Annotated in this window: 20 protein-coding genes; 11 read left to right on the top strand and 9 right to left on the bottom strand. The window is 68.7% G+C overall.

Annotation, left to right across the window (positions count from 1 at the left end; all coding sequences use genetic code 11):
* Positions 1 to 101: 101 nt before the first annotated feature.
* Entirely contained in the window at positions 102 to 572 is a 471-nt protein-coding gene (locus tag NVU01S_RS34370) for an iron chaperone (protein ID WP_043674746.1), read from the top strand.
* Between the two features lie 12 nt (positions 573 to 584).
* On the opposite strand, the gene NVU01S_RS34375 is transcribed toward NVU01S_RS34370, so the two are convergent.
* From NVU01S_RS34375 to NVU01S_RS34385, 3 genes are all read right to left on the bottom strand, one after another.
* Positions 585 to 1,277, bottom strand: a complete 693-nt coding sequence (locus NVU01S_RS34375) for a lysophospholipid acyltransferase family protein (RefSeq protein ID WP_244467351.1) — start codon at positions 1,275 to 1,277, stop codon at positions 585 to 587.
* A gap of 160 nt (positions 1,278 to 1,437) precedes the next feature.
* Positions 1,438 to 2,910, bottom strand: coding sequence for an MDR family MFS transporter (locus tag NVU01S_RS34380; protein WP_043674749.1), 1,473 nt, complete (start codon positions 2,908 to 2,910; stop codon positions 1,438 to 1,440).
* 286 nt (positions 2,911 to 3,196) lie between these two features.
* Positions 3,197 to 3,847, bottom strand: a complete 651-nt coding sequence (locus tag NVU01S_RS34385; protein WP_043674751.1) for a TetR/AcrR family transcriptional regulator — start codon at positions 3,845 to 3,847, stop codon at positions 3,197 to 3,199.
* Positions 3,848 to 3,958: 111 nt separating this feature from the next.
* Here NVU01S_RS34385 and NVU01S_RS34390 point away from each other — a divergent pair, with 111 nt between their 5' ends.
* Complete coding sequence (locus NVU01S_RS34390) at positions 3,959 to 5,602, top strand: FAD-dependent oxidoreductase (protein WP_043674754.1); 1,644 nt, start codon at positions 3,959 to 3,961, stop codon at positions 5,600 to 5,602.
* 134 nt (positions 5,603 to 5,736) lie between these two features.
* Here the strand turns inward: NVU01S_RS34390 and NVU01S_RS34395 are convergent, their stop codons facing one another.
* Entirely contained in the window at positions 5,737 to 6,636 is a 900-nt protein-coding gene (locus NVU01S_RS34395) for a LysR family transcriptional regulator (protein ID WP_043674757.1), read from the bottom strand.
* A 126-nt stretch (positions 6,637 to 6,762) separates the two neighbouring features.
* Here NVU01S_RS34395 and NVU01S_RS34400 point away from each other — a divergent pair, with 126 nt between their 5' ends.
* The 3 genes from NVU01S_RS34400 (at position 6,763) to NVU01S_RS34410 (ending at position 10,412) form a co-directional block, all read left to right on the top strand.
* Positions 6,763 to 8,013, top strand: coding sequence for an MFS transporter (locus NVU01S_RS34400; protein ID WP_043674760.1), 1,251 nt, complete (start codon positions 6,763 to 6,765; stop codon positions 8,011 to 8,013).
* Between the two features lie 111 nt (positions 8,014 to 8,124).
* Complete coding sequence (locus NVU01S_RS34405; protein ID WP_209444828.1) at positions 8,125 to 9,657, top strand: threonine/serine exporter family protein; 1,533 nt, start codon at positions 8,125 to 8,127, stop codon at positions 9,655 to 9,657.
* 98 nt (positions 9,658 to 9,755) lie between these two features.
* Positions 9,756 to 10,412: a biliverdin-producing heme oxygenase gene (locus NVU01S_RS34410; RefSeq protein WP_043674763.1), complete on the top strand. Its 657-nt coding sequence runs from the start codon at positions 9,756 to 9,758 to the stop codon at positions 10,410 to 10,412.
* Positions 10,413 to 10,416: 4 nt separating this feature from the next.
* Here NVU01S_RS34410 and NVU01S_RS34415 read toward each other — a convergent pair whose 3' ends face one another.
* Positions 10,417 to 11,928 (bottom strand): sugar transferase, encoded by a 1,512-nt coding sequence (locus tag NVU01S_RS34415; protein WP_043674890.1) that lies wholly within the window; start codon positions 11,926 to 11,928, stop codon positions 10,417 to 10,419.
* Positions 11,929 to 12,020: 92 nt separating this feature from the next.
* Positions 12,021 to 12,320 carry a hypothetical protein gene (locus NVU01S_RS43720; RefSeq protein ID WP_156161706.1) on the bottom strand — a complete coding sequence of 100 codons (300 nt, stop codon included), beginning with the start codon at positions 12,318 to 12,320 and terminating at the stop codon, positions 12,021 to 12,023.
* Between the two features lie 96 nt (positions 12,321 to 12,416).
* Here NVU01S_RS43720 and NVU01S_RS34420 point away from each other — a divergent pair, with 96 nt between their 5' ends.
* From NVU01S_RS34420 to NVU01S_RS34445, 6 genes are all read left to right on the top strand, one after another.
* Complete coding sequence (locus NVU01S_RS34420; protein ID WP_052280874.1) at positions 12,417 to 13,703, top strand: class I SAM-dependent methyltransferase; 1,287 nt, start codon at positions 12,417 to 12,419, stop codon at positions 13,701 to 13,703.
* Positions 13,700 to 14,476 (top strand): sugar phosphate nucleotidyltransferase, encoded by a 777-nt coding sequence (locus tag NVU01S_RS34425; RefSeq protein WP_014984371.1) that lies wholly within the window; start codon positions 13,700 to 13,702, stop codon positions 14,474 to 14,476. Before NVU01S_RS34420 ends, NVU01S_RS34425 begins: the two co-directional genes overlap by 4 nt.
* The gene (locus NVU01S_RS34430; RefSeq protein ID WP_043674896.1) at positions 14,473 to 15,123 is read left to right on the top strand and encodes a PIG-L deacetylase family protein; all 651 of its coding nucleotides are present in this window, start codon (positions 14,473 to 14,475) and stop codon (positions 15,121 to 15,123) included. The genes NVU01S_RS34425 and NVU01S_RS34430 overlap by 4 nt, the downstream gene beginning before the upstream one ends.
* A 2-nt stretch (positions 15,124 to 15,125) precedes the next feature.
* Complete coding sequence (locus NVU01S_RS34435) at positions 15,126 to 16,172, top strand: NAD-dependent epimerase/dehydratase family protein (RefSeq protein WP_043674766.1); 1,047 nt, start codon at positions 15,126 to 15,128, stop codon at positions 16,170 to 16,172.
* Positions 16,156 to 17,313 carry a methyltransferase C-terminal domain-containing protein gene (locus NVU01S_RS34440; protein ID WP_244467352.1) on the top strand — a complete coding sequence of 386 codons (1,158 nt, stop codon included), beginning with the start codon at positions 16,156 to 16,158 and terminating at the stop codon, positions 17,311 to 17,313. The genes NVU01S_RS34435 and NVU01S_RS34440 overlap by 17 nt, the downstream gene beginning before the upstream one ends.
* A gap of 193 nt (positions 17,314 to 17,506) precedes the next feature.
* Positions 17,507 to 18,145, top strand: coding sequence for an MspA family porin (locus NVU01S_RS34445; protein WP_141692119.1), 639 nt, complete (start codon positions 17,507 to 17,509; stop codon positions 18,143 to 18,145).
* A gap of 47 nt (positions 18,146 to 18,192) precedes the next feature.
* Here the strand turns inward: NVU01S_RS34445 and NVU01S_RS34450 are convergent, their stop codons facing one another.
* From NVU01S_RS34450 to NVU01S_RS34460, 3 genes are all read right to left on the bottom strand, one after another.
* Entirely contained in the window at positions 18,193 to 19,032 is an 840-nt protein-coding gene (locus tag NVU01S_RS34450) for a glycosyltransferase family 2 protein (RefSeq protein WP_043674773.1), read from the bottom strand.
* A 3-nt stretch (positions 19,033 to 19,035) separates the two neighbouring features.
* Positions 19,036 to 20,415, bottom strand: a complete 1,380-nt coding sequence (locus NVU01S_RS34455; protein WP_052280864.1) for a polysaccharide pyruvyl transferase family protein — start codon at positions 20,413 to 20,415, stop codon at positions 19,036 to 19,038.
* A gap of 126 nt (positions 20,416 to 20,541) precedes the next feature.
* On the bottom strand, positions 20,542 to 21,237 hold the full coding sequence (locus NVU01S_RS34460) for a TetR/AcrR family transcriptional regulator (RefSeq protein WP_043674775.1): 696 nt from the start codon (positions 21,235 to 21,237) through the stop codon (positions 20,542 to 20,544).
* Positions 21,238 to 21,257: the final 20 nt, after the last annotated feature.

Below are 21,257 nucleotides of genomic sequence, written 5' to 3' on the forward strand. Positions count from 1 at the left end.
CTCATCGGATGCGCTGCCACTGATCAGTTTTCGAGAAGCCTTGCCCGGTGCCTGCTTCATAGCATTGGAAGCAACGCAGCACCGATCAGGAGGAGCATCCGATGAGCACCACCACCGCCCAGGTCACCGGCACCGCCACCAAGTCCTACGCGGGTTTCACCGCCGAGGAACGCGACGCGATGAAGCAGCGCGCCAGGGAATTGAAGTCGGCTGCCCGGCGCACCTCGCGCGGGGCCAAGGCGGACGGCGAAGCCGAAGTGCTGGCCAAGATCGCGGAGATGTCGGACGCGGACCGGGCGACGGCCGAGCGAGTGCACGCGCTCGTCAAGGCCAACGCGCCCGCGCTCACGCCGCGGCTCTGGTACGGCATGCCCGCCTACGCCGCGGACGGCAAGATCGTCTGCCACTTCCAGCCCGCGGCGAAGTTCAAGACCCGCTACTCGACCTTCGCGTTCAGCGATCCGGCGCACCTCGACGAGGGCACCATGTGGGCGAGTTCGTTCGCGATCACCGAGCTGACCGCCGAGGACGAGGCGATTCTCGGCGCGCTCGTGCGCAAGGCCGTCAGCTGAGCGCGCGGTCGATCAGTCCGCGCGGAGTTCTTCGATCCGCTGCCGCAGTTGGTCGAGCAACTTGTCGGGATCGTCGAAATCCGCCGGATCGATCGGCGCGCCGAAATGGATGGTCACCTGCTGGCGCCGGTCGAAGGCCGGGCCGTCGCCGCGCGTGCGCCGCATCGGCAGCACCCTATCGGTGCCGGTGGTGCCGACCGGGATGATCGGAACCCCGGTCGCCAGCGCGAGTTTCGCCACACCCGGCTTGTAGGGCTCGTGCTCGCCGGGTGCGACCAGCCGCCCTTCCGGATAGATGAGCAGCACGCCACCGTGCCGGAGAATCTGCTCGGCCTGCGACAGCGCGGCCTGCCCGGATGCGCTGTCGCGCCGCAGCACCGGAATATGACCCAGCCGGCGCACCAGCCAGCCCACCACCGGCCACGACCACAGCTCCGCCATGGCGATCGCGATCGCCCGACGGCGCAGCGCGCCCCACAGGAACACCGCGTCCAGCATCGAAATGTGATTGCTCGCCACGATCACCGGACCGGACTTCGGTATCGACTCGCGGCCGAGCACCGTGACGCGCACGAACCGCGACCAGGCCAAGCCGCGCAACACCCGGCGCACCAGTTTCGTGGTCACCCACGCGCGTTTGCCCAGCCCCCGCGGCCGGCGCTCGCCCTCGTCCATCTCCACCCCCGCGATCTTCGTCGAACTCATCCAGCCTACCGACGCCCACCGACAGGTCGGTCCCTGGCGAATCGGTGGCCGCTGCTGAATCGGTGGCCGCTGCGCGCCGGTGACCGGTACATACCGTGCCCAGCAACGACGAAGCCCCCGGCCTCGGCCGGGGGCTTCACCTCGAGCTATCGAATCCTGCTCAGCCCTTGATCAATTCGGGGGCCGAGGGATCGGTCTCGTCGACCGGCGACTCCACCACATGGTCGGCGGCGCGACTCGGCAGCAGCACCGCCATGACGATCACGACCACCGACACCGCAGCGGAGACGAGGAACGCCAGCCGCATCCCGTCGAGGTGCGCTGTGGCGATTTCGACACCGTCCTCGACCAGCTGGCTACTGCGCGCCGACATGATCGTCACCACGAGTGCGGTGCCGAAGGCCGCGGCCACCTGCTGCAGGGTGCCCAGCATCGAGCTGCCGTGCGAGTACAGGTTGTGCGGCAGCGCGCCGAGGCCGAGGGTGAAGACCGGCGTGAAGGTCGCGGCCAGCGCCACCATCAACAGCACGTGCAGGGCGATCAGCTGCCAGTACGGCATCGACATCGAGATCTGGGTGAAACCGGCCAGCGCGACGGTGATCGCGATCGAACCCGGGATCACCAGCCAGCGTCCGCCGAACCGGTCGAACAGCCGGCCGACCGTCGGCCCGAGCAGACCCATCGCCAGACCGCCCGGCATCACCAGCAGGCCGGTCGCCAGCGGGCTCAGACCACGCAGGTTCTGCAGGTACAGCGGCAGCAGGATCATCGAGCCGAGCATCGCCATGAACGCGACCGACATCAGCACCAGCGCCTTGGTGTAGGTGCCGGCCAGCAGCACCCGCAGGTCGAGCAGCGGGGTGCCGTTGCGCTGCAGCCGCAGCTGTCGGAAGACGAAGGTGGCGATGAGCGCCGCGCCGACGGCCACGATCAGTGCGGGCTCGGCGAGGTTGTCGGCTTCGAACTTGCTGAGCCCGTACACCAGGCCGCCGAAACCGAGGGCGGCGAACACGACGCTGGCCCAGTCGATGGCGCCGGCCTCCGGTTCCCCGACGTTCTCCAGCTGGCGCAGACCGAGCCAGGTGACGACACCGGTGATCGGCAGCACCAGCACGAAAAGCCAACGCCACGAACCGACCTGGAGCACGAGTCCGGAGATCACCGGACCCATCGCGGGCGCCACCGAGATGGCGAGGGTGACGTTGCCCATCACCCGGCCGCGGTCCTGCTCGGGCACGACGGTCATCAGCGTGGTCATCAGCAGCGGCATCATCACCGCGGTGCCGCCGGCCTGGATGATCCGGCCGATCAGCAGCACGGCGAACGAGGGCGCCACGGCCGAGAGCGCCGTGCCCGCGAGGAACACGCTCATCGCGACGGCATAGGCCTGCCGGGTGGTGACCCGCTGCAGGAACCAGCCGGTGGTCGGGATGACGGCCGCCATCGTGAGCATGAACGCGGTGGACACCCACTGCGCGGCACGCTCGGTGACCTGCAGATCGGCCATCAGACGCGGGATCGCGTTGATCATGATGGTCTCGTTGAGGATCACCACGAAGGTCGCGAGCACCAACACCCGGATGACCAGCGGCGTCCGTCCTTTCGAGACGGAAACGGATGGGGCGGCGGGCATCGATACCTCCGGTGCAGCATGGACAGTGACAAAGACAAGTGGCGGAGGTTGTTCGAGCTCCGGTGCCACAGTGGTTATGACGGGACCGGTAGCTCGAACTGATCGGCCGCGCACAAGTATTCCGGTCGGCACCGACACAAATCACTCGAATTTCCGGCAGGGCACGCCATCGCAGGGGCCAAAACCGCAGCTCAGAGTGGTCACCGATCGGCGGTCAAGATCGAATCGTGACCCTGGTCACCCTGCCTCGCCCGCCTGGGCGCACTATTTGCTCCGCGGTGCGAGCTCAGTCGGCGCCCGGCCCCAGCGCCCGGACGAACAGGGCGATCTGGTCGGCGTAGTGGGCGATGAATTCGGGGCTGCGCGGATCGGTCCCGCAGACGCCCTCGAGCACGTGCGGCAGCGTCGTCGGCGCCATCGCCGCCGACATGAGCATGACGAGCAGACAGGCCGGGTCCAGCGCGGCGGGCAGGCGGCCCGCGGCCTGTAGCTCGCGGATCTCGGCGACGCTCTGCTCGAGCGTTCGCGCCCGCGCCGCGTGGTCGGCATCGCTGTCGGGGCCGGTGTATTCGAGCCCGCCCCAGGCGAGCAACCGGACCCCGTCCGGGTTGTCCCGCGCTTCCAGGGTGTAGCGGCGCAGCTGTTCCGGCAGCGGCGTGCCGGGCGGGACCAATGCGCCGCGGCGCTCCTGCCAGCGCTGCGACATCGCCTGGTAGAGGCCCTCTTTGCCGTCGAAATAGTACGAGATCAACTGCTGATTGACGCCTGCGCGGGTGGCGATCGCGGCCGTGCGCGCGCCCTGGAAACCGTGCGCCGCGAACTCGGCCTCGGCCGCGTCCAGGATCAACTGCCGCGTGCGCTCGGGATCGCGCTTGCGTTCCTGTGGCTGCGGGGACCTGCGGGGCTTGGCGGACGGCACGGGCTCGATCGTACCCATGCATAGCAGTGTCACTCATCAGCACGAGTTTATCAATCAAACGATTGACACAGTTTCTCAATCGATTGATGATGAGTCGGTCATCCCCCGCTCCCCAGAAAGAAGCTCGCCGTGCACGCACAGCCCGATCTCGAGCAGACCCCCGTTCTCATCGTCGGTGGGGGCATCACCGGCCTTTCCACTGCGCTGTTCCTGGCCCGGTCCGGAATCCGGCCACTGCTCGTCGAGCGCCACCCGTCGACGGCGTTGCAGCCGCAGGCGCGCGCCTTCAACCCGCGCACCATGGAGATATTTCGTGCGCTGGGCCTCGAGCCGGAGATCCGAGCGCGCGCCTCGATCCTGACCGAGCTGCCCGAGATGATCGGCGCGCAGACACTGGCGGGCACGGAGCGTTTCCGTGTCGACGTACTGTCCCGGGTCCGGCCGCCCGCGACGCTCAGTCCCACCGACTGGGCGATGATCGACCAGGACGAGCTGGAGTGCGTGGTGCGCGCCGCGGCCGAAAAGCACGGTGCCGCCATCCGATTCGGCACCGAGGTGCGGTCCGTCGAGCCCAGCGGCGCGGGCGTGTCCGTTCGGGTCCGCGACCTCGCGAACGATACCGAGCACGATATCCATGCCGAATACGTCGTAGCCGCCGACGGTAATCGCGCGGGCATCCGGACCGGGCTCGGCATCGGCACCACCGGACCCGGTGAGCTGATCCACGTCGCGAACATCCTGTTCGACGCCGACCTGAGCGCGACCCTGCGCGAGCGCCGATTCCTGCTGGCGTACTTCGATCAGCCGACGCAGGGCACCGCACTGGTGCCGAGCCGGGAGTTCGGCCGATGGTCGCTCGGTGTCCCCTTCGGGCCCGAATCAGGCATGAGCGCAGCGGATTTCACCGAGGAACACTGCCTCGAGCTGACGCGGCGCGCCATCGGTGACCCGAACCTCGAATTGACCCTGGTGGCACCCGTCGCCGGATCGGCACAGAAGATCACGACCACCCGGATCGGCGGCTGGGTCGCCGACGAATACCGCTGTGGTCGCGTGTTTTTCGTCGGCGACGCCGCCCATGTCGTGCCGCCCACCGGCTCGTTCGGCGCGAACACCGGCATCGCCGACGCCCACAATCTGGCGTGGAAGCTTGCCGCGGTGCTCAAAGGGCAAGCAGGACCGGCACTTCTGGATACCTACGCGGCGGAACGACGCCCGGTCGCGCTCGTCACGCTCGACCAGGCGATGCAGCGGCTGCACGGCAGGCACGAAGGGACCGGCGACGACGCGGCCACCATCGACGACCTGACCATGATCCTCGGCTACCGATACCGTTCCGCGGCAATCCTTTCCGAGCCCGCGAGTCCGGATGGCCCGGTCGCCGACCCGCGCTACCCCACCGGCTGCCCCGGACTGCGCGCACCACACGTCCGGCTGGGAAAAGCAGGCTCGGTGCTGTCCACCCTCGATCTGTTCGACGGTGATTTCACCCTGCTGGCCGCTCCGGAAGGCGGAGCATGGCTGTCGGCGACCGAAGCGGTCGCCGAGACTATGGCTCTCGCGCTCCGGGCGCACCACATCGGCACCGACTTCGACGATCTCGACAACCAGTTCCCGGCGGCTTACGGCCTCTCGGAGACGGGTGCCGCGCTGGTCCGGCCGGACGGATTCGTCGCATGGCGCGCGCCGGAACTTCCCGGACACCCGGATCACGCTCTGCGGCAAGCCCTTACGCTACTGCTCGCCGCCGAGTCCAGCGCCGGCCGAATCTAGGCGGCCGCCTCCAGCCCGACGATCCGCCCCCATCGCTCGCTTCCCGTAGTGCGTCACCGCGAACGGGGTGACCACCTCGAGAGCGGCATCCGGCTGGAACGTCACCGCCTTACCCCAGTTGCGCCCGACAACCTCTAGCGACCGAGATCGGCGTCCAGGGCCTCGATCATCATCGTTGCCAGAACGTTTGCGGCGGTGGGGGGTTCACGGTCGCGGGGGGTCGCGAGGTGCATGCGCCAGGTCAGGTCGGGCTCGGTCAGCGGGAGGGAGCGGATCTGCGGGTCGGTGCCTTCGTAGGCTGCGGGGACGATGGCGATGCCGAGTCCTTGGCGCACATAGTCGACTACAACGCGACCGTCGCCCAGTTCGATGGCGACGTTGCGGGTGCGGTCGGCCGCCGCGAACGCCCGGTCGACCACGGCCCGGCTGCCGAAACCCTGGGGCAGGTCGACGAAGTTCTCGCCGTCGAGTTCGGTCAGCGCGACGCTGCGCCGACCGGCGAGCGGGTGGGCCGCGGGGACGAGCAGGCGCATCGGGAAGGACTTCAGTTCGACCAGCCGCAGCTTTCGCCCGAACGGACCCGGATCGGAAAGGATCGCGAGATCCAACTCCCCCGCGACCACGGCGGCGGCGAGGTCGTGCGAGCCGCCGGCGCGATGACTCAACCGCAGCCGCACCTCGGGATGTTTCGCATGCATTCGGCCGAGCACCGCGGGCAGGTCGAACCACGGCACCGAGGACATCAACCCCAGCCGGACCTCTCCGCCGACGACGCCGCGGACCCCGTCCACCGCGTCCACCGCCTCCCGAACGCCGCCGATGATCGCCCGCGCCCGCGGCAGCAGTACCGCGCCGGCTTCGGTCAGCGCCACCTCGCGGGACGTGCGTCGCAGGATCTCGGTGCGCAGTTCTCGTTCCAGCGTTTTGATGGCCGCGGACACCGCGGATTGGACGACGTGCAGCCGGGCCGCCGCCCTGGTGAAACTGCGCTCCTCGGCGACCGCGACGAAGTATTCGAGATACCTGAGCTCCATCCCTCAACTATCACATTTGGTGATAGCTAAGAGAAGAATCAATCGTTGGACGTGAACGTTCATGCACTCGACCATGGATTCCGGTGGCCGGACCCGGCCTCGACACCACGGAAGAGAGTGCACGCGATGACGACCACGTCCATCGATACCCGCGGGGAGTCCCGCACCGAACAGCCCGACTCGCCGCGGCACGACACCGGCTTCTGGTTGGTCACCGTGGCGTTCTGCGCGGCCGTCGCGCTCGCGATGGTGCCGACGCCGCTGTATCCGCTCTACGCGCAACAGCTCGGGCTCTCGCCGATGACGATCACCGTCGTCTTCGCCGTCTACGGCACCGGCGTGATCGTCAGCCTGTGCACCGTCGGGCACGTGTCGGACTGGATCGGCAGACGGCAGGTGCTGACCCTGGCGATGTCCGCGGAGGTGCTGGCCGCGCTCATTTTCATCCTGCCGCCGCAGCTGCCGCTGCTGATCGCCGGACGATTGATCACCGGCCTCGGGGTCGGCGCGATCACCGCGACCGCGACCGCCTACCTGCACGAATTGCACGTGCTGGCCCGGCCCCGCGACAGCGCGAAACGCTTCGAAATCGCCTCCCCCGCAGCCAATATCGGCGGACTCGGGATCGGCGCGCTGGTGGCGGGCGCACTCGCCCAGTGGGCGCCGTGGCCGCTGCGCACCACGTATGTGGTGTTCGTGGTGCTCCTGGTGCTGCTCATCGCGGCGCTGATCCGGTTCGTCCCCGAGACCGTGTCCGTGCCGCGCTCGCTGCGGCCGACGTACCGTCCGCAGCGCGTGTCCGTCGTCGGGTCCCGGCTGGGCTGGACCGTCGCGGTGCTCAGCATCTTCGGGGCGTTCGCCGCGTTCAGTCTGTTCGCTTCGCTGACCCCGGCCTTTCTGGCCGGGACGCTCGGCCAGCCGTCGCGCCTGCTGGCGGGCGGTGTGGTGTTCCTGGTGTTCGGCAGCGCGCCCGTCGCCCAGCACGCGGCCATGGCGTTGACGGTGTCGACCCGTCTGCTGTCCGGCCTGCTCGGTGCCCTCACCGGGCTGGCGCTGCTGGTGGCGGCCATGCTGCTGGGCAACCTGCCGTTGTTCCTGGTGGCGGGCGTGGTGACCGGTGCGGGCGCGGGGGTCCTGATCCAGTCCGCCGTCGCCCGCACCGTGCGCACGGCCGCCCCGGCGAACCGGGGTGCCGCGGTGGCCGGACTGTTCCTGATCGGCAACGCCGGTCTGGTCTTTCCCGCGATCGGCATGGGCGTCGCCACGCAATTCGTCGACACCCGCGTCGCGATGGCCGGTTTCGCGGGCGTGCTCGTCGCACTGCTCTGCGGTGTCGTGGTCGGCGCCCGCAGGATGCGCGGGATCGAGGGCCACTGAGCCGAGTGTCGGCGGCGCGAAGGTCGGGATTCGCGCCGCCGACACGCGGTGAGCGAGGTCATGTGCCAGCCCGGATGCGAAGGTCGCCGGAAGGTGACTACGTTCGCGTGCATGGAATCAGACACGCTCCCGGGAGGCGACAGCACGGAGACGCGGGTCGATCACCTCGGTCGGCGGCGTCTGTTCCGGCGTGGGCGGCGGGTGCCGGTGGTGAGCCAGGCGGTCGGCCGGTTGGTCGCCGATCGGCAGGCCATCGCCGACACCATCGTCGCGGCACCCGCGCCCTTGCAGCCGATCGATCTGACCGACGACGCGCGCGTCGCCGAGGTGCTCGACCTCGCCGTGCGCGTCGGCGAGGTGGTGATGGCCTCCGGCACCGGCGTCATCGATACCACCACCCAGGTCCAATTCATCGCCGCCACCTATGGTCTGGCGCGCTGCCATGTCGATGTCACCTACGACGCGATCAGGATCTCCGCCGACCGCGGGCCCCGGCTGCCGCCGGCGAGCACGATGCGGATCGTGCACTACCGCTCGCTCGACTTCACCCGGCTCGCGGCGGTGGACCGGCTCACCCGGCGCATCCGTAACGAGGTGGTCGACCCCGAGGAGGCGCGCGCCGCGCTGGACGCGATCACCTCGGCGCCGCACCCGTACCACCGCTGGATGGCCACCTTCGGCTGGTCGCTGCTCGCGGCCGCCATCGCCGCGCTGCTCGGCGGCGGGATCGTTGTCGCCGCAGTCAGTTTCGGCACCACGCTGGCAATCGACCGGGTGAACCGGGTGCTGAATCGCTACGGTCTGCCGTTCTTCTTCCAGCACATGGTGGGTGGCGCGATCGCGGCGACGCCGGCCATCGTGCTGGCCACGCTCGCCGAGCCGCTCGGCATCGAGGTCGATCCGTCACTGATCATCGCTGCCGGAATCACGGTGCTGCTCAGTGGATTACAACTGGTCGGTGCGGTGCAGGACGGGATAACGGGCGCGCCGATCACCTCGACGGCGCGCATGCTCGAGGTGCTGATGATGACCGGTGGCATCATCGCCGGCATCGCGCTGGCGTTGCGGATCGGCGACACCATCGGCGCGACGGTGCCGCAGATCCAGCTGACACCGGGGCCCGATCTCACCGATCTGCCGATCAAGATCATCGCCGGTGCCGTCGCGGCCCTCGCGTTCGCGCTCGCCTGCTATGCCGAGAAGCGTGCGCTCGCCGCCGCGGCGGGCAGTGGTGCGGCGGGCACGATCTGCTTCCTGCTCGTGCAGCAGGCCGGGTTCGGCCCGGTGCTCGCCTCCGGTGCCGCCGCAACGGTGATCGGCATGGCCGGTGGTCTGATGGCCCGCCGGGCGCTCACTCCCCCGCTGGTCGTCGCCGTCGCGGGGATCACGCCGCTGCTGCCCGGGCTCAAGCTGTATCGCGGGCTCAATGCCGTGCTCAACGATCAACTCGCGACCGGCGCCAACCAGTTGCTCGCGGCCTTCGGCGTCGGCTGCGCCCTGGCCGCGGGCGTCACGCTCGGCGAATGGTTCGACCGCACCGTGCGGCGGCCGCGCATCCTGCGACGCTTCGGCGCGCTGCGCCGCCCGACCGTGCGACGCATCCGACCCGGCGGACGGTGGCGCAGGCCCGCACCCACTCAGTGAGGCAAGCACCTGCACTTCGGCAAAAATACCGGTAAGGTCGTACCAAGTTAGGGTAGCCATACCTGGCCACCCCGGTGCCGAAGTGAGGTGGTCCGGTCATGTCGGAAGCGACACCGTTCTCGACGCAGATCCGTAGCGCCACGGCGCGCCAGCACGCCGACGCGGAGAACTCCCGATTCCTCAGCGACATGCTCGGCGGCGTGCTCGGCGTCGACTCGTATCACCGCTACACCGGCCAACTCTGGTTCGTCTACCGCGCGCTCGAGGCGCGGTGGGACGCGCTCGCCGACGATCCGATCGCCGGCCCGTTCATCCGCCCCGAGCTCGCCCGCACCGCCGAACTCGAACGCGATCTGGCACACCTCATCGGCCCGCACTGGCGCGACGCACTGACACCGCTCCCCGCGACCGCCGCCTACGCCGCACGGATCGATGACTGTGCCCGGGACTGGCCCGCGGGCTATATCGCGCATCACTACACGCGCTACCTCGGCGACCTCTCCGGCGGACAGGTCATCCGCGGCACCGCCGAGAAGCTGTGGAACCTGCCCCATCGCGGCGACGGCGTCCGCTTCTACGTGTTCGACGGCGTCGGCAACCCGGCGGCGTTCAAACGCGAATATCGCGGTCTGCTCGATCAGTTGCCGCTCGACGACCTGGAACGCCGACGGGTGCTCGACGAGGGGCAGCGGGCGTTCGCCATGAACGCCGCGCTCTTCCAGGAGCTCGCCGCGGAGTTCCCCGCCGCACAGTAGCCGCTCAGTACGCGCCCGCGCCGCGGGTGACCGCACCGATCGTGCGCGCGATGAGCAGCAGGTCGAGCACCATCGACCAGTTCTCCACGTAGGAAAGATCCAGTCGCACAGAGTCTTCGAGCGAGAGATCGGATCGTCCGCTGACCTGCCAGAGCCCGGTCACGCCGGGTTTGACGAGCAGCCTGCGCCGCATCTCGCCGTCGTAACTGTCCACCTCGCGCTGCACCTGCGGACGCGGCCCGACCACGCTCATCTCGCCGCGCAGCACGTTGAAGAACTGCGGTAGCTCGTCCAGGCTGAACTTGCGCAGCACTTTGCCGATGGGGGTGATCCGCGGATCGTCCTTCATCTTGAAGAACACAGGGTTGCCGCCGTTGCGTGCGATGAGCGCGTCCACGGCGGTATCGGCTTCGACATACATGCTGCGGAACTTGATCATCTGGAAAGGCTTGCCGCCCCGCCCGATCCGCTCCGAGAGGTAGAACACCGGGCCCGGGCTGGTCAGCTTCACCGCGAGCGCTATCCCCAGCATCGTCGGCGCGATCGCGAGCAACACCGCGGCCGCGAACAGCACATCGAACACCGCCTTGCCGGTCGATTTCGCGCGATCGTATTGCGGTTTCGCGATGTGCAGCATCGGCACGCCCGCCACGAACCGGTTGGTCAGCCGGGTGCCGGCGATATCGACCACCCCGGGCGCGACGATCAGCTCCACCCCCAATGGGTCGAGTTCCCATGCCATCCGGCGTAATTCGATGGGACCCAGATGATCGGTCGCGGTGACCGCGACGGTGTCGGCCCCGCTGCGGCGGACCGCGTCGAGCACCGTGCGGTCGTCGCCGACGACCGAGAACAGATGGTCCGACGGACCGCGCAAATACTCGGTGATGCCGTTGAGTCCGTCCGGAATACACACGCCGACCACCCGGTACCCCGATGCCGGGTCGGCGGCGAAGGCATTGGCCATCGCCTGGGCCGCCTCCGCACATCCGACCACGAGCACCGAGGTGCGGTATTCCCCGCGCCCGCGCAACTGGCGCGCGTGGATCCGCCACAGCAACCGGCTGAGCATGAGCCCGAACAAACCGAGCGGTAGTGCTATCGCCAAATACCCTCGGGCGAACTCGATCTGGAACACCAGCGACAAGATCGCCAGCACCCCGAACAACCGCAGCGTGGCGGCGACCAATCGGCGGTATTCCTCGCTGCCGCTGCCGACCACCTGCGGCGACCGGGTGTTCCCGACGGTCAGGAAGCCGGCCCAGGTGAGCGCGAGCGCGCCGGAGACCACGGTGTAGCCGATCTCGTACGGCAGATGCCAGGCCAGCGGCGGTGCCGCGGGCCCCCCGAAACGGATGATCTGCGCCAACGCCATCGCCGCCACGATCACCCCGAAATCCGTTGCGCTCAAGCGCCTTACATACTCAGTCTGCCAGCGTTCCCGATCAGAACGCGGCCCACCGTGCGGCGATCGACGGATCTCCAGATCGTCGTCGTCGGCGAGCTCGAAGCTCATGAACACGCACCTCCCCGTGGGAGAAAGAAGAAGCCCCCCGATCCGCGCTGACCGGTCCCCGCTGCACGATCCCGACCGCCACGGGTGTCCCCTCATTCGGCCGTCAGATGCAGATTGTTACAGAACACAATCCGTTTCACATGTCGAATCAACAGGGCGGCAAAGTGTTCCACGGAGTAGCCAACAAAGGGGCGGTCGGTATTTCGCCCAGGTTTGTTTACGTCCGCCGGTAACCATGGGCGCAGGTCACGAACCCTCGCTACCCACAGGCGAATTCGTCCCATCCCGGTGAATCCACCAAACCCCCGGATTGCCACCCGGAAGCTGCCACCGAAAACCGGTTGAAAAGTACCGGAAATTACCTCGCGCCCAGTCGATTTCACCAACGCCACGCGGGACTTTCGTTGTAACGTCTCACTGGATCGGGTCGACGTCAGGGGTGCGCCGACAATGTGCCGGTTATTCGACTCTTGGCAAAGGTGGGCTTCGTGCTATGTCGTCTGTGTGACTCCGAGCGATTGACGAGCGTGCTCGATCTCGGAGCGACACCACCGTGTGAAAAGTTCCTCGCCGCAGCCGAACTCGATCTTCCGGAATCAACCTACCCGCTACACCTCCGGTTGTGTGCGGACTGCATGTTATTGCAGATTCCCGCGTTGATCACGCCCGAGGACACCTTCACCGAGTACGCCTACTTCTCCTCGTTCTCCGACAGCTGGGTGCGCCACGCCCGGACCTTCGTCGGCGAGGCGATCGACCGGCTCGAACTGGGCGCCGATTCGTTCGTGGTCGAGGTCGCCAGCAACGACGGCTACCTGCTGCGGCATCTGGTCGCGGCCGGCGTGCCCTGCCTGGGCATCGAACCGTCGGTGAACGTCGGCGACGCCGCGCGCGCGGCCGGCGTGCCCACCGAAACCGCGTTCCTGGACGAAGCATCCGCGGCCCGGGTGCGCGCCGAACATCGGCCCGCCGATCTGGTGGTCGCCAACAACGTCTACGCCCATGTGCCCGATCTGCGCGGCTTCACCAGCGCGCTGCGGACCTTGCTGGCCGACGACGGATGGCTGTCCATCGAGGTGCACCACGCGCTGAACCTGTTGCGGCTCGGCCAATTCGACACCATCTACCACGAGCATTTCCAGTACTACACGCTGCATTCGGCGCAGCGCGCGCTCGCGACCGCGGGTCTGGCCGTGGTCGACGTGGAACTGCTGGCCTCCCACGGTGGTTCGCTACGGGTGTGGGCCCGGCCGGTCACCGTGGCCGCCGCGCCCAGCCGCCGCGTGGGCGAGGTCCTGCGCCTGGAACGGCATGCGGACCTGGATCGGGTCGAGGGCTACCGCCAACTCCGGCCGCGCACCGAGGCGGTCCGGCACGACCTGCTGCGGTTTCTGCTCGACCAGCGTGCCGCGGGCAAGCGCGTGGTCGGCTACGGTGCGCCGGGCAAGGGCAACACCCTGCTCAACTACTGCGGTATCCGCCCCGACCTGCTCGAGTACACCGTGGACCGAAACCCGTACAAACACGGGCGATTCACGCCGGGGACCCGGATCCCGATCCACCCGCCGGAGCGGATCGAGCTGGATCACCCCGATGTCGTGCTCGTACTGCCGTGGAACCTCGAGGCCGAGATCACCGAGCAGCTGCGCCATATCGCTTCGTGGGGCGGTGAATTGGTGTACCCGCTACCCGCGCTGCACCGCGCCGACCTCACCGGTCACAACGACGTGCACAACACAGTGGATTCCGAAATGACAGGGAGGGGAGCACGATGAAGGTTGTGCTGTTCTGCGGTGGCTACGGCATGCGGATGCGCGACGGCACCGACGACATGATTCCCAAACCGATGCAACTGGTCGGTCCGCGACCGTTGCTCTGGCACGTGATGCGCTATTACGCGCATTACGGTCACACCGAGTTCATCCTGTGCCTCGGCTACGGCGCCCAGCACATCAAGAATTTCTTCCTCACCTACCAGGAATCGGTGTCCAACGATTTCGTCATCCGGGACGGCCGGGTCGAAATGCTGAGCTCCGATATCAGCGACTGGCAGATCACCTTCGTCGACACCGGGCTGGAGTCGGCGATCGGCGAGCGGTTGCGCCGGGTGCGCGAGTATCTCGGCGACGACGAGCGCTTCCTGGCCAACTACGCCGACGTCCTCACCGACGCACCCCTGGACGAGATGGTCGCGAAGTTCACCGCCTCCGGCGCGGCCGCGTCGATGATGGTGGTGCCGCCGCAGTCCTCGTTCCACTGCGTCGACATGAAGCCCACCGGAGAGGTCAAAGAGATCATGCCGGTGTCGCGAATGCCGTTGTGGGAGAACGGCGGCTACTTCGTGCTCAGCCAGGAGATCTTCGATCTGCTGCCGCCCGGCGGCGATCTGGTCGCCGACGCCTGCGCGACGCTGGCCGGACAGGGCCGGCTGTTCGGCTATCAGCATCTCGGCTTCTGGAAGCCCGCCGACACCTTCAAGGAGCGCGCTGAGCTCGATCAGGGCTATCGGTCCGGGTCCCGGCCGTGGATGGTGTGGGAGCGAGTGTGATCCGACTCAGTGTCGGTGTGGTGCGGGAGATCGCCGTACTCGGCGCGCACTGCGACGACATCGCCATCGGGCTGGGCGCGACGCTGCTGACGCTGGCGCGTGCCCATCCCGGGTTGCGGGTGCGTGCCCTGGTGCTCTCCGGCGGCGGCACCGAACGGGCCGCGGAGGAGCGGCGCGCGTTGGCGGCGTTCTGTCCGGGCGCGCAGCTGCGACTCACCGTGCTGGACGTGCCGGACGGTCGCGCGCCCGCGCACTGGGACCGAATAAAGACCGAACTCAACAGTTTTCGGGCCGAGTGCACCCCTGATCTGGTCTTCGCGCCGCACCGCGGCGACGCGCACCAGGATCATCGGCTACTGGCCGAACTGGTGCCGACCGAGTTCCGCGACCAGTTGGTGCTCGGCTACGAGATCCTCAAGTGGGAGAGCGACACTCCCGCCCCCGTCGTCTTCCATCGGCTCAGCGCCGAGCTGGCCGAGGAGAAGGCGATGCTGCTGCTGAAACACTATCCGTCCCAAGCACATCGGGACTGGTTCGACCAACAGGCGTTCACCGGCCTCACCCGGCTGCGCGGCGTGCAGTGCCGGGCCGGACATGCCGAAGCGTTCCTGCTCGACAAGGCCGTCATAGATTTCGGAGGTTCGTAGCCATGCGGGTGTTGCTCACCGGACACCAGGGATATCTCGGCACGGTCATGGTGCCGGTGCTGCGCGCCAACGGGCACGAGGTGATCGGGCTCGACGCGGGCTTCTTCGCCGACTGCGTACTCGGCGAGCTGCCCGGCGATCCGCCCGGCCTCGCGGTGGACCTGCGTGACGTGACCGTCGAGCAGCTGCGCGGGTTCGACGCGGTGATCCATCTCGCCGCGCTGTCCAACGATCCGCTCGGCGCGCTCGCGCCCGAGATCACCTACGCCGTCAACCATCACGCCTCGGTCCGGCTGGCCCGGCTCGCCAAAGAGGCAGGGGTACACCGGTTTCTCTACGCCTCCACCTGCTCGGTATACGGTGCGGCGGGCGCGGATCTGGTCACCGAGGACGCGCCACTGCGCCCGATCACGCCGTACGCCCAGAGCAAGGTACGGGTCGAGGACGATGTGGCGGCACTGGCCGATTCCGGCTTCGCGCCGGTATTCCTGCGCAATGCCACGGCATTCGGCTTCTCCCCGCGGTTACGCGCCGACATCGTGCTGAACAACCTCGTCGGCTACGCCACCCTCACCGGTGAGGTGAAGGTGCTCTCCGACGGGACGCCGTGGCGGCCGCTGGTGCATGCCCGCGATATCGCGTGGGCCTTCGCCAACTGCCTCACCGCACCGCGGGACGCGATCCACTGCCGCGCTTTCAATATCGGCACCGAGGCGAACAACCTCACCGTCGCCGATATCGCCAAGGCAGTCGTCGAGGCGGTGCCCGGCTCGCGGTTGAACATCACCGGCGAGAGCGGCGCCGACCCACGCTCCTACCGCGTGGACTTCTCGGCGGCGCGCTCCGCGCTCGGTTTCCGCGCGCTCTGGACCGTGCAGGCGGGCGCGGACGAGCTGTTCCAGGAGTACACCGCCCGCGGGCTCACCTACGACGATTTCTTCCAGAAGTTCACCCGGCTGCCGCACCTGGAGCGGCTGCACCGGACCGGGGTGCTCGACGCGACGATGCGCCGGATACCCACCGGAACCACCCATGTCCCCGCAAGCTAGCCAGGACACCCCGGCACAGCGTTGCGCACCCGTGGGCGCCGCGCGCGAGCATTCGTGCCGCGCCTGCCGCGGCAGCGCGCTCAGCACCGTGCTCGACCTCGGTACGGTGCCCGCGGCCGACTTCTTCCCGCCCGCGCACGCACCGGTCGGCCTGGCCGAGTCGGCGCATCCGCTGCGGATGCAGCTGTGCGCCCACTGTGGCCTGGCACAGCTCGCCGAGGACGACACCCGGACCGAGGAGCCGCGCGGTATGGAGCCGGCGGCCTTGCGCGCACAGGCGGCCGATGCCGTCGGCAAGGTCGCGGCGGCCGGGCTGCTGCGCGGAAAGACGGTACGCGAGTTCGGCAGTCCGCACGGCGGCACCTGGCTGCCGTTGCTCACCGAACGTGGCTTCTCCCCCACCGAGACGGCCGCCGATGTGGTGCTCGACTGTTTCGGCGTCATGCACGAGCCGGACCAGCGTGCGGCCTTCGCCGCGCGTGCCGCGGCGACCGCGCCGGACGGTGTACTGCTCGTCCAATTCCACGCGCTGGCCACCATCGTGGCCGGCTCCCAGTGGAACGCGTTGCGGCACGGCCACTTCGCCTACTATTCGCTGGCCGCGTTGCGACGGCTGCTGCGCGCCGTGGGGATGAGTCCGGTCACGGCGTGGCGGTTCGACCTCTACGGCGGGACGGTGCTGGTCGCCGCCCGGCACGGCAACCATCAGCCGGACCGCGTCGTACGGGAAATACTCACGCACGAACGAGAATTCACCGCGCCCACGGCGATCCGCGGGCTGCAAGACGCCGCCGACACGCACGCCGGCGCGCTGCGCCGCTGGCTCGAACGCCATGCCGCACAGGGTGATCGGGTCTACGCCTACGGCGCGGCGTCCCGGGCGGTCGCCGTGTTCAGCCTGGCCGGCGTGCATCGCGGGTTGATCGCCGGCGTCGCCGACGCCGCCGCGGCCAAACAGGGCAGGCGGATGCCGGGCACCGACGTGCCGATCATCTCGCCCGACGAACTCGTCGCCGCCCGGCCGGATCTCGTGTTGCTGACGTTGCCCGATCTACTACCCGAGGTCCGGGCCCGATATCCGGAACTCGACGGCTGCTGGATCGTCGACGACCCGGCCGAGCCCACCGCGGAAGGCGGCTGACATGCCTCGGATCCGCTGTCCGCCAACGGCTTTGTCACCTGTTTCCGCCACGCGCTTGATCTGACATGATTCGAATACCGAGCACCTGACCGCCCTGCTGACGGACGAGTTTCGTTGCTCCCGCGTGCCGGGGAGCGGGCCGCCGAGCGAACAACCACGCCCGGCCGGGTGCGTGCAGAAGGGGATGAACCAGATGAGGGACTTCACGCAGCAGCGCGGCCGAGACCTGCGCATGCTCGCGATCACCACCGCCGTCGCTACCGGCCTGATCTTCGGCGCGGGCGCCGCGGGCGCGGTCGTCGACAGCACCAACCAGATCGTCGATCAGAAGGATCGGTCGATCGAGGCGATCCAGTCCGATACCCGGATCGATTTCGTGCCGCCGTTGGACGGAAATCCGTTGACGCGCGAGTGGTTCCACAACGGTGAGGCGTCGTTCAAGGTCGCGGGCCCGCACGCGGAGGACTGGAACGGGCACATCACCATCGGCTACCAGGTCGGCTATCCCGCGACGCTGAGCGGGCGACTGAAATTCGGCTACTCGACACCCGGACTCGGCGTCGACCTCGGCGGCGGTGACGGCGGCATCCTCAAGCTCGACGGGCTGATCCCCCGCGCGGGCGTGGAGATCGAGGTCGGTTTCGGTCCCGGCATCAAGACCGTGGAGTGCGCCGGTGGCGATATCTCCGGTACCTCCGGCTTCATCCGGATGTCCGGGTTCCACGGCACCGTGACGGGCGTGATCGGGCCGACCACCATCCGCCCGTTCGTGCGCGTGGTCAGCGCCAGTGGCGACACCGTGATCACCTATGGGCGGATCTGGACCCTCTGAGGTCCGGCCGGTGTGGCGCCCCGGCGCGAGCGCCACACCGCCGGTGGTCAGACCAGCAGGTCGGGGCGATTGCGGACCGTGGCCACCGTACGAACCCGCAAGCGGTACAACGCCGCTCGGGCCAGCCGGGTGTCACCCGCGAGCACGTCGCCGCGGCTCACCAGGTTCGGGTAGTCGCCCGCGATACGGTGGTGGAACCGGAACATGTCGGTCAGCTTGCTCACCGTCGAGGTGCGGCTGCACAGGTTGAACGACGAATTGCGCCAGGCGGCAAGTATTTCGGTCATCCCGAAGAAGACACCGAACGACGACACCCGCGCGAACAGGTCCACGTCCATCGGGAACACCAGATCCCCGCGCAGGCCGCCGACCAAATCGAAATGCTTGCGGTAGAACATCGCCGCGGCGGTCGGCCCGAAATCGGCGGGCCCGCGCCGCACGATGGCCCGCGCCAGCGCCCGCGCCGTCTGCCTGCCGAGCAGTCCCGGCAAGCCGAGTTCGGTCTCGAGCAGCGCGCCGTCCTCGTCGATCACCTCGAACCGGCTCGACGAGATCGCGATGTCCGGGTCCGCGGACATCACCGCGAGCTGCGCGCTCAGCGCACCGGGGCGCAGCACGTCGTCGGCGCAGACCACCTTGACCAGATCGCCCCGGGACGCGCGGATCACCTTGTTCCAGTTGTCCCCGATCGGCAGCACGGCATCGTTGCGTAGCACCTGGATCCGCGGGTCCTCGAACGAGCGCGCGATCGCGCCGGTGTCGTCGGTGCTGGCGTTGTCCAGCACCACCAGCTCGAACTCCGCGTCCTGGTCGAGCACCGAACGCAGCGTCGTGGCGAGCGTGCGCGCGGAGTTGTACGCCGGAACACAGACCGACAGGCTGGCCATGAGTCATCCCCCTAGCTGATGGCCCGGACGTACCGGGCCGCTGTCCACCAGCCGGAATACCCGCTCGAGCCCGGCTCTGCTGGCGTCGATCTGTTCTATCGCTTTGCGCTGCAAGGGCTCCCGCACCAGGGGCGCGTCGTGCCAGGACTGCTGCACGGCCTCGGTCAATTGCGTCTCCAGCGCGGGATCGTTCAGGTGCACGATCCGTAGCCCGGTGCCGAACATCTGCGCCAGGCCGTGGAACTTGTCGTCGTAGTACTCCGAGGCGGTGATGCCCACCGCCGGAATGCCTTGCGACAGCGCGAAGACGGCGAGGTGGTAGGCGCTCGTGACGAGCACCCGGCAACCCGCGACCTGACGCGCCACATCCTGGGGCGTGCCGCCCCGGCCGACGGCGGGTCGCGCGAGCTGTGCCCCCGCCATCAGTGGCAGCGTGGAAAGCCGGTCCTCGGAGGCGTATTCGGAGATGATCAGCGGAACCACCCCGGCCCGATGGTGGGCCGCACAGGTGCGCACCACCCGGCCGAGCGTCTCCTGTGCGGCCACACCGACCGGTGAGTAGTCCGCGACCCGCAGGCACAGGCCGATATCCGCGCCGATCCGGGCCTGGCGCAACCGGTAGGCGAACTCGACCGCGTCGTCACCGGTGACGAGCACCCGCTCGGGCGCGACACCCATGCGCGACAACAACTCCGGGCCCCGCCGCCGCTCGCGCAAGGCCACGAAGTCCACGCCGGGTAACACCTCGCCTGCCCGGCGTAGCAGCTCCGGGTCGCGTAACGGACCGAGGCCCTGACCGACGAGCGCGGTCGGAATGCCGCGGGCGCGGGCGTATTCCAGCAGATTCAGCGTGCGGTGCGCCTGATAGCGGTCCACGTCGGTCATGTAGCCGCCGCCGAGCGCGAGCACCAGCGACGCCTGTTCGACCGCGGCGGGTATTTCGACGGGGAATGCGCTGTCGGCGGGCACTGTCACATGTTCGGTGATGCCGGGGCCCGCGGTCCGGCGCTTGGCCGCCGAGCGCAGCGCGCGCAACCGGTCCTTGGGTCCGTCGGTGGCGGCCCGCCAGTGCAGGGCCGCCGGACCGCCCAGTTTCGTTGCGGCCCTGCGGGATAACCGCGCCGCCCACCCGTCACCGCGCCACGACCAGTCCGGGCCGCAGAGCGGCTCCGCTGTCGGCAGCAGCGCCCGCAGGATGCCGGGTTGGTGGGTGAGCACCCCGATCCGGGCGCGCGGCCATCGGGCCCGCAGCCGTTCGACCGTCACCGCCATCATCGCGATATCGCCGCGATTGCGCAGCCAGTATTCGCCGTTCTCGACCAGCACCCGAATATTGCCCTCGGCAAGTTCGGCGCGCTCGGCCGCGGAACCTTCGGTCCCCACTGTGCATATCCTCCCGCCAGCCCCCTGCCGGGTCGGCCCGTGCCGAGCACGAACTCGTTGTGAAATCTACCCCACGCTATGCATCGCGGCTACCGTACCGGGAGTTACCGGAAAACCGCGCGCTACTCAATCGCTTGTGCGAGAACGCCCTTCGGGCCGACCGGACTGTTTGGTTATCCGCCCCGCGTAGAGCGCCGCCAGCGACGCCGCGGCGAATGCCGTGCAATAGTCGACGAGTTCGTCCATCGGCACGTCCAGCCGCCCGCCCTCCTTCTCGACCAGCACGCGTTCGAGCATGCCGACCACCGAGAGCGCGTAGATGTCCACCAGCTCGGCCGGCGGCTCGGTCTCCGGCCGCGCCGCGGTGGCGGTTCGGGCCACCAGCCGCGCGAAGCGCCAGAGCGCCTCGCGCATCCGCTGTTCGGCCCCGGCCCCGGCGGGCTCGACGAACACGATCCGCATCTTGCGCGCGTCCTCGGCCAGCGCGGTGAGGTACGTGCCGATGCCGGCGCGCAGTTTGCGGGTGCCGGTGGCGGGCACCGCGTCCACAGCCACGGCCACCGCCCCGAACAGTTCGTCGATCACCTGATCGAACACCGCCGCGAACAACTCCGCGGTGCCGCCGAACGATTCGTAGAAATATCGGTCGGTGAGTCCGGCGGTGCGGCACAGGTCTTTCACGCCGGTCGCCGGGTAGCCCCGGGTTCCGAACAGCTCCAGGCCTGCTGCCAGCAGTTTGTCGCGACGGGCCGCGACCCGGTCGGCCGCGCCGACCCCGCCGTACGGTCGCACCGGGCGGCGCTGTTTCGGCGTGCCGGTCATCGCTCGCTCCGCCTCGTCAT

It is taken from the genome of Nocardia vulneris, assembly GCF_001613425.1.
GTDB lineage: Bacteria > Actinomycetota > Actinomycetes > Mycobacteriales > Mycobacteriaceae > Nocardia > Nocardia vulneris.

What these genes read in the sequence shown, in the direction of transcription:
- NVU01S_RS34450 (WP_043674773.1), bottom strand. Translation starts at nt 19,032, where the DNA reads ATGGCCAGCCTGTCGGTCTGTGTTCCGGCGTACAACTCCGCGCGCACG.
- NVU01S_RS34405 (WP_209444828.1), top strand. Translation starts at nt 8,125, where the DNA reads ATGGAATCAGACACGCTCCCGGGAGGCGACAGCACGGAGACGCGGGTC.
- NVU01S_RS34435 (WP_043674766.1), top strand. Translation starts at nt 15,126, where the DNA reads ATGCGGGTGTTGCTCACCGGACACCAGGGATATCTCGGCACGGTCATG.
- NVU01S_RS34415 (WP_043674890.1), bottom strand. Translation starts at nt 11,928, where the DNA reads ATGAGCTTCGAGCTCGCCGACGACGACGATCTGGAGATCCGTCGATCG.
- NVU01S_RS34370 (WP_043674746.1), top strand. Translation starts at nt 102, where the DNA reads ATGAGCACCACCACCGCCCAGGTCACCGGCACCGCCACCAAGTCCTAC.
- NVU01S_RS34440 (WP_244467352.1), top strand. Translation starts at nt 16,156, where the DNA reads ATGTCCCCGCAAGCTAGCCAGGACACCCCGGCACAGCGTTGCGCACCC.
- NVU01S_RS34385 (WP_043674751.1), bottom strand. Translation starts at nt 3,847, where the DNA reads ATGGGTACGATCGAGCCCGTGCCGTCCGCCAAGCCCCGCAGGTCCCCG.
- NVU01S_RS34395 (WP_043674757.1), bottom strand. Translation starts at nt 6,636, where the DNA reads ATGGAGCTCAGGTATCTCGAATACTTCGTCGCGGTCGCCGAGGAGCGC.
- NVU01S_RS34460 (WP_043674775.1), bottom strand. Translation starts at nt 21,237, where the DNA reads ATGACCGGCACGCCGAAACAGCGCCGCCCGGTGCGACCGTACGGCGGG.
- NVU01S_RS34400 (WP_043674760.1), top strand. Translation starts at nt 6,763, where the DNA reads ATGACGACCACGTCCATCGATACCCGCGGGGAGTCCCGCACCGAACAG.
- NVU01S_RS34425 (WP_014984371.1), top strand. Translation starts at nt 13,700, where the DNA reads ATGAAGGTTGTGCTGTTCTGCGGTGGCTACGGCATGCGGATGCGCGAC.
- NVU01S_RS34380 (WP_043674749.1), bottom strand. Translation starts at nt 2,910, where the DNA reads ATGCCCGCCGCCCCATCCGTTTCCGTCTCGAAAGGACGGACGCCGCTG.
- NVU01S_RS34410 (WP_043674763.1), top strand. Translation starts at nt 9,756, where the DNA reads ATGTCGGAAGCGACACCGTTCTCGACGCAGATCCGTAGCGCCACGGCG.
- NVU01S_RS34445 (WP_141692119.1), top strand. Translation starts at nt 17,507, where the DNA reads ATGAGGGACTTCACGCAGCAGCGCGGCCGAGACCTGCGCATGCTCGCG.
- NVU01S_RS34375 (WP_244467351.1), bottom strand. Translation starts at nt 1,277, where the DNA reads ATGAGTTCGACGAAGATCGCGGGGGTGGAGATGGACGAGGGCGAGCGC.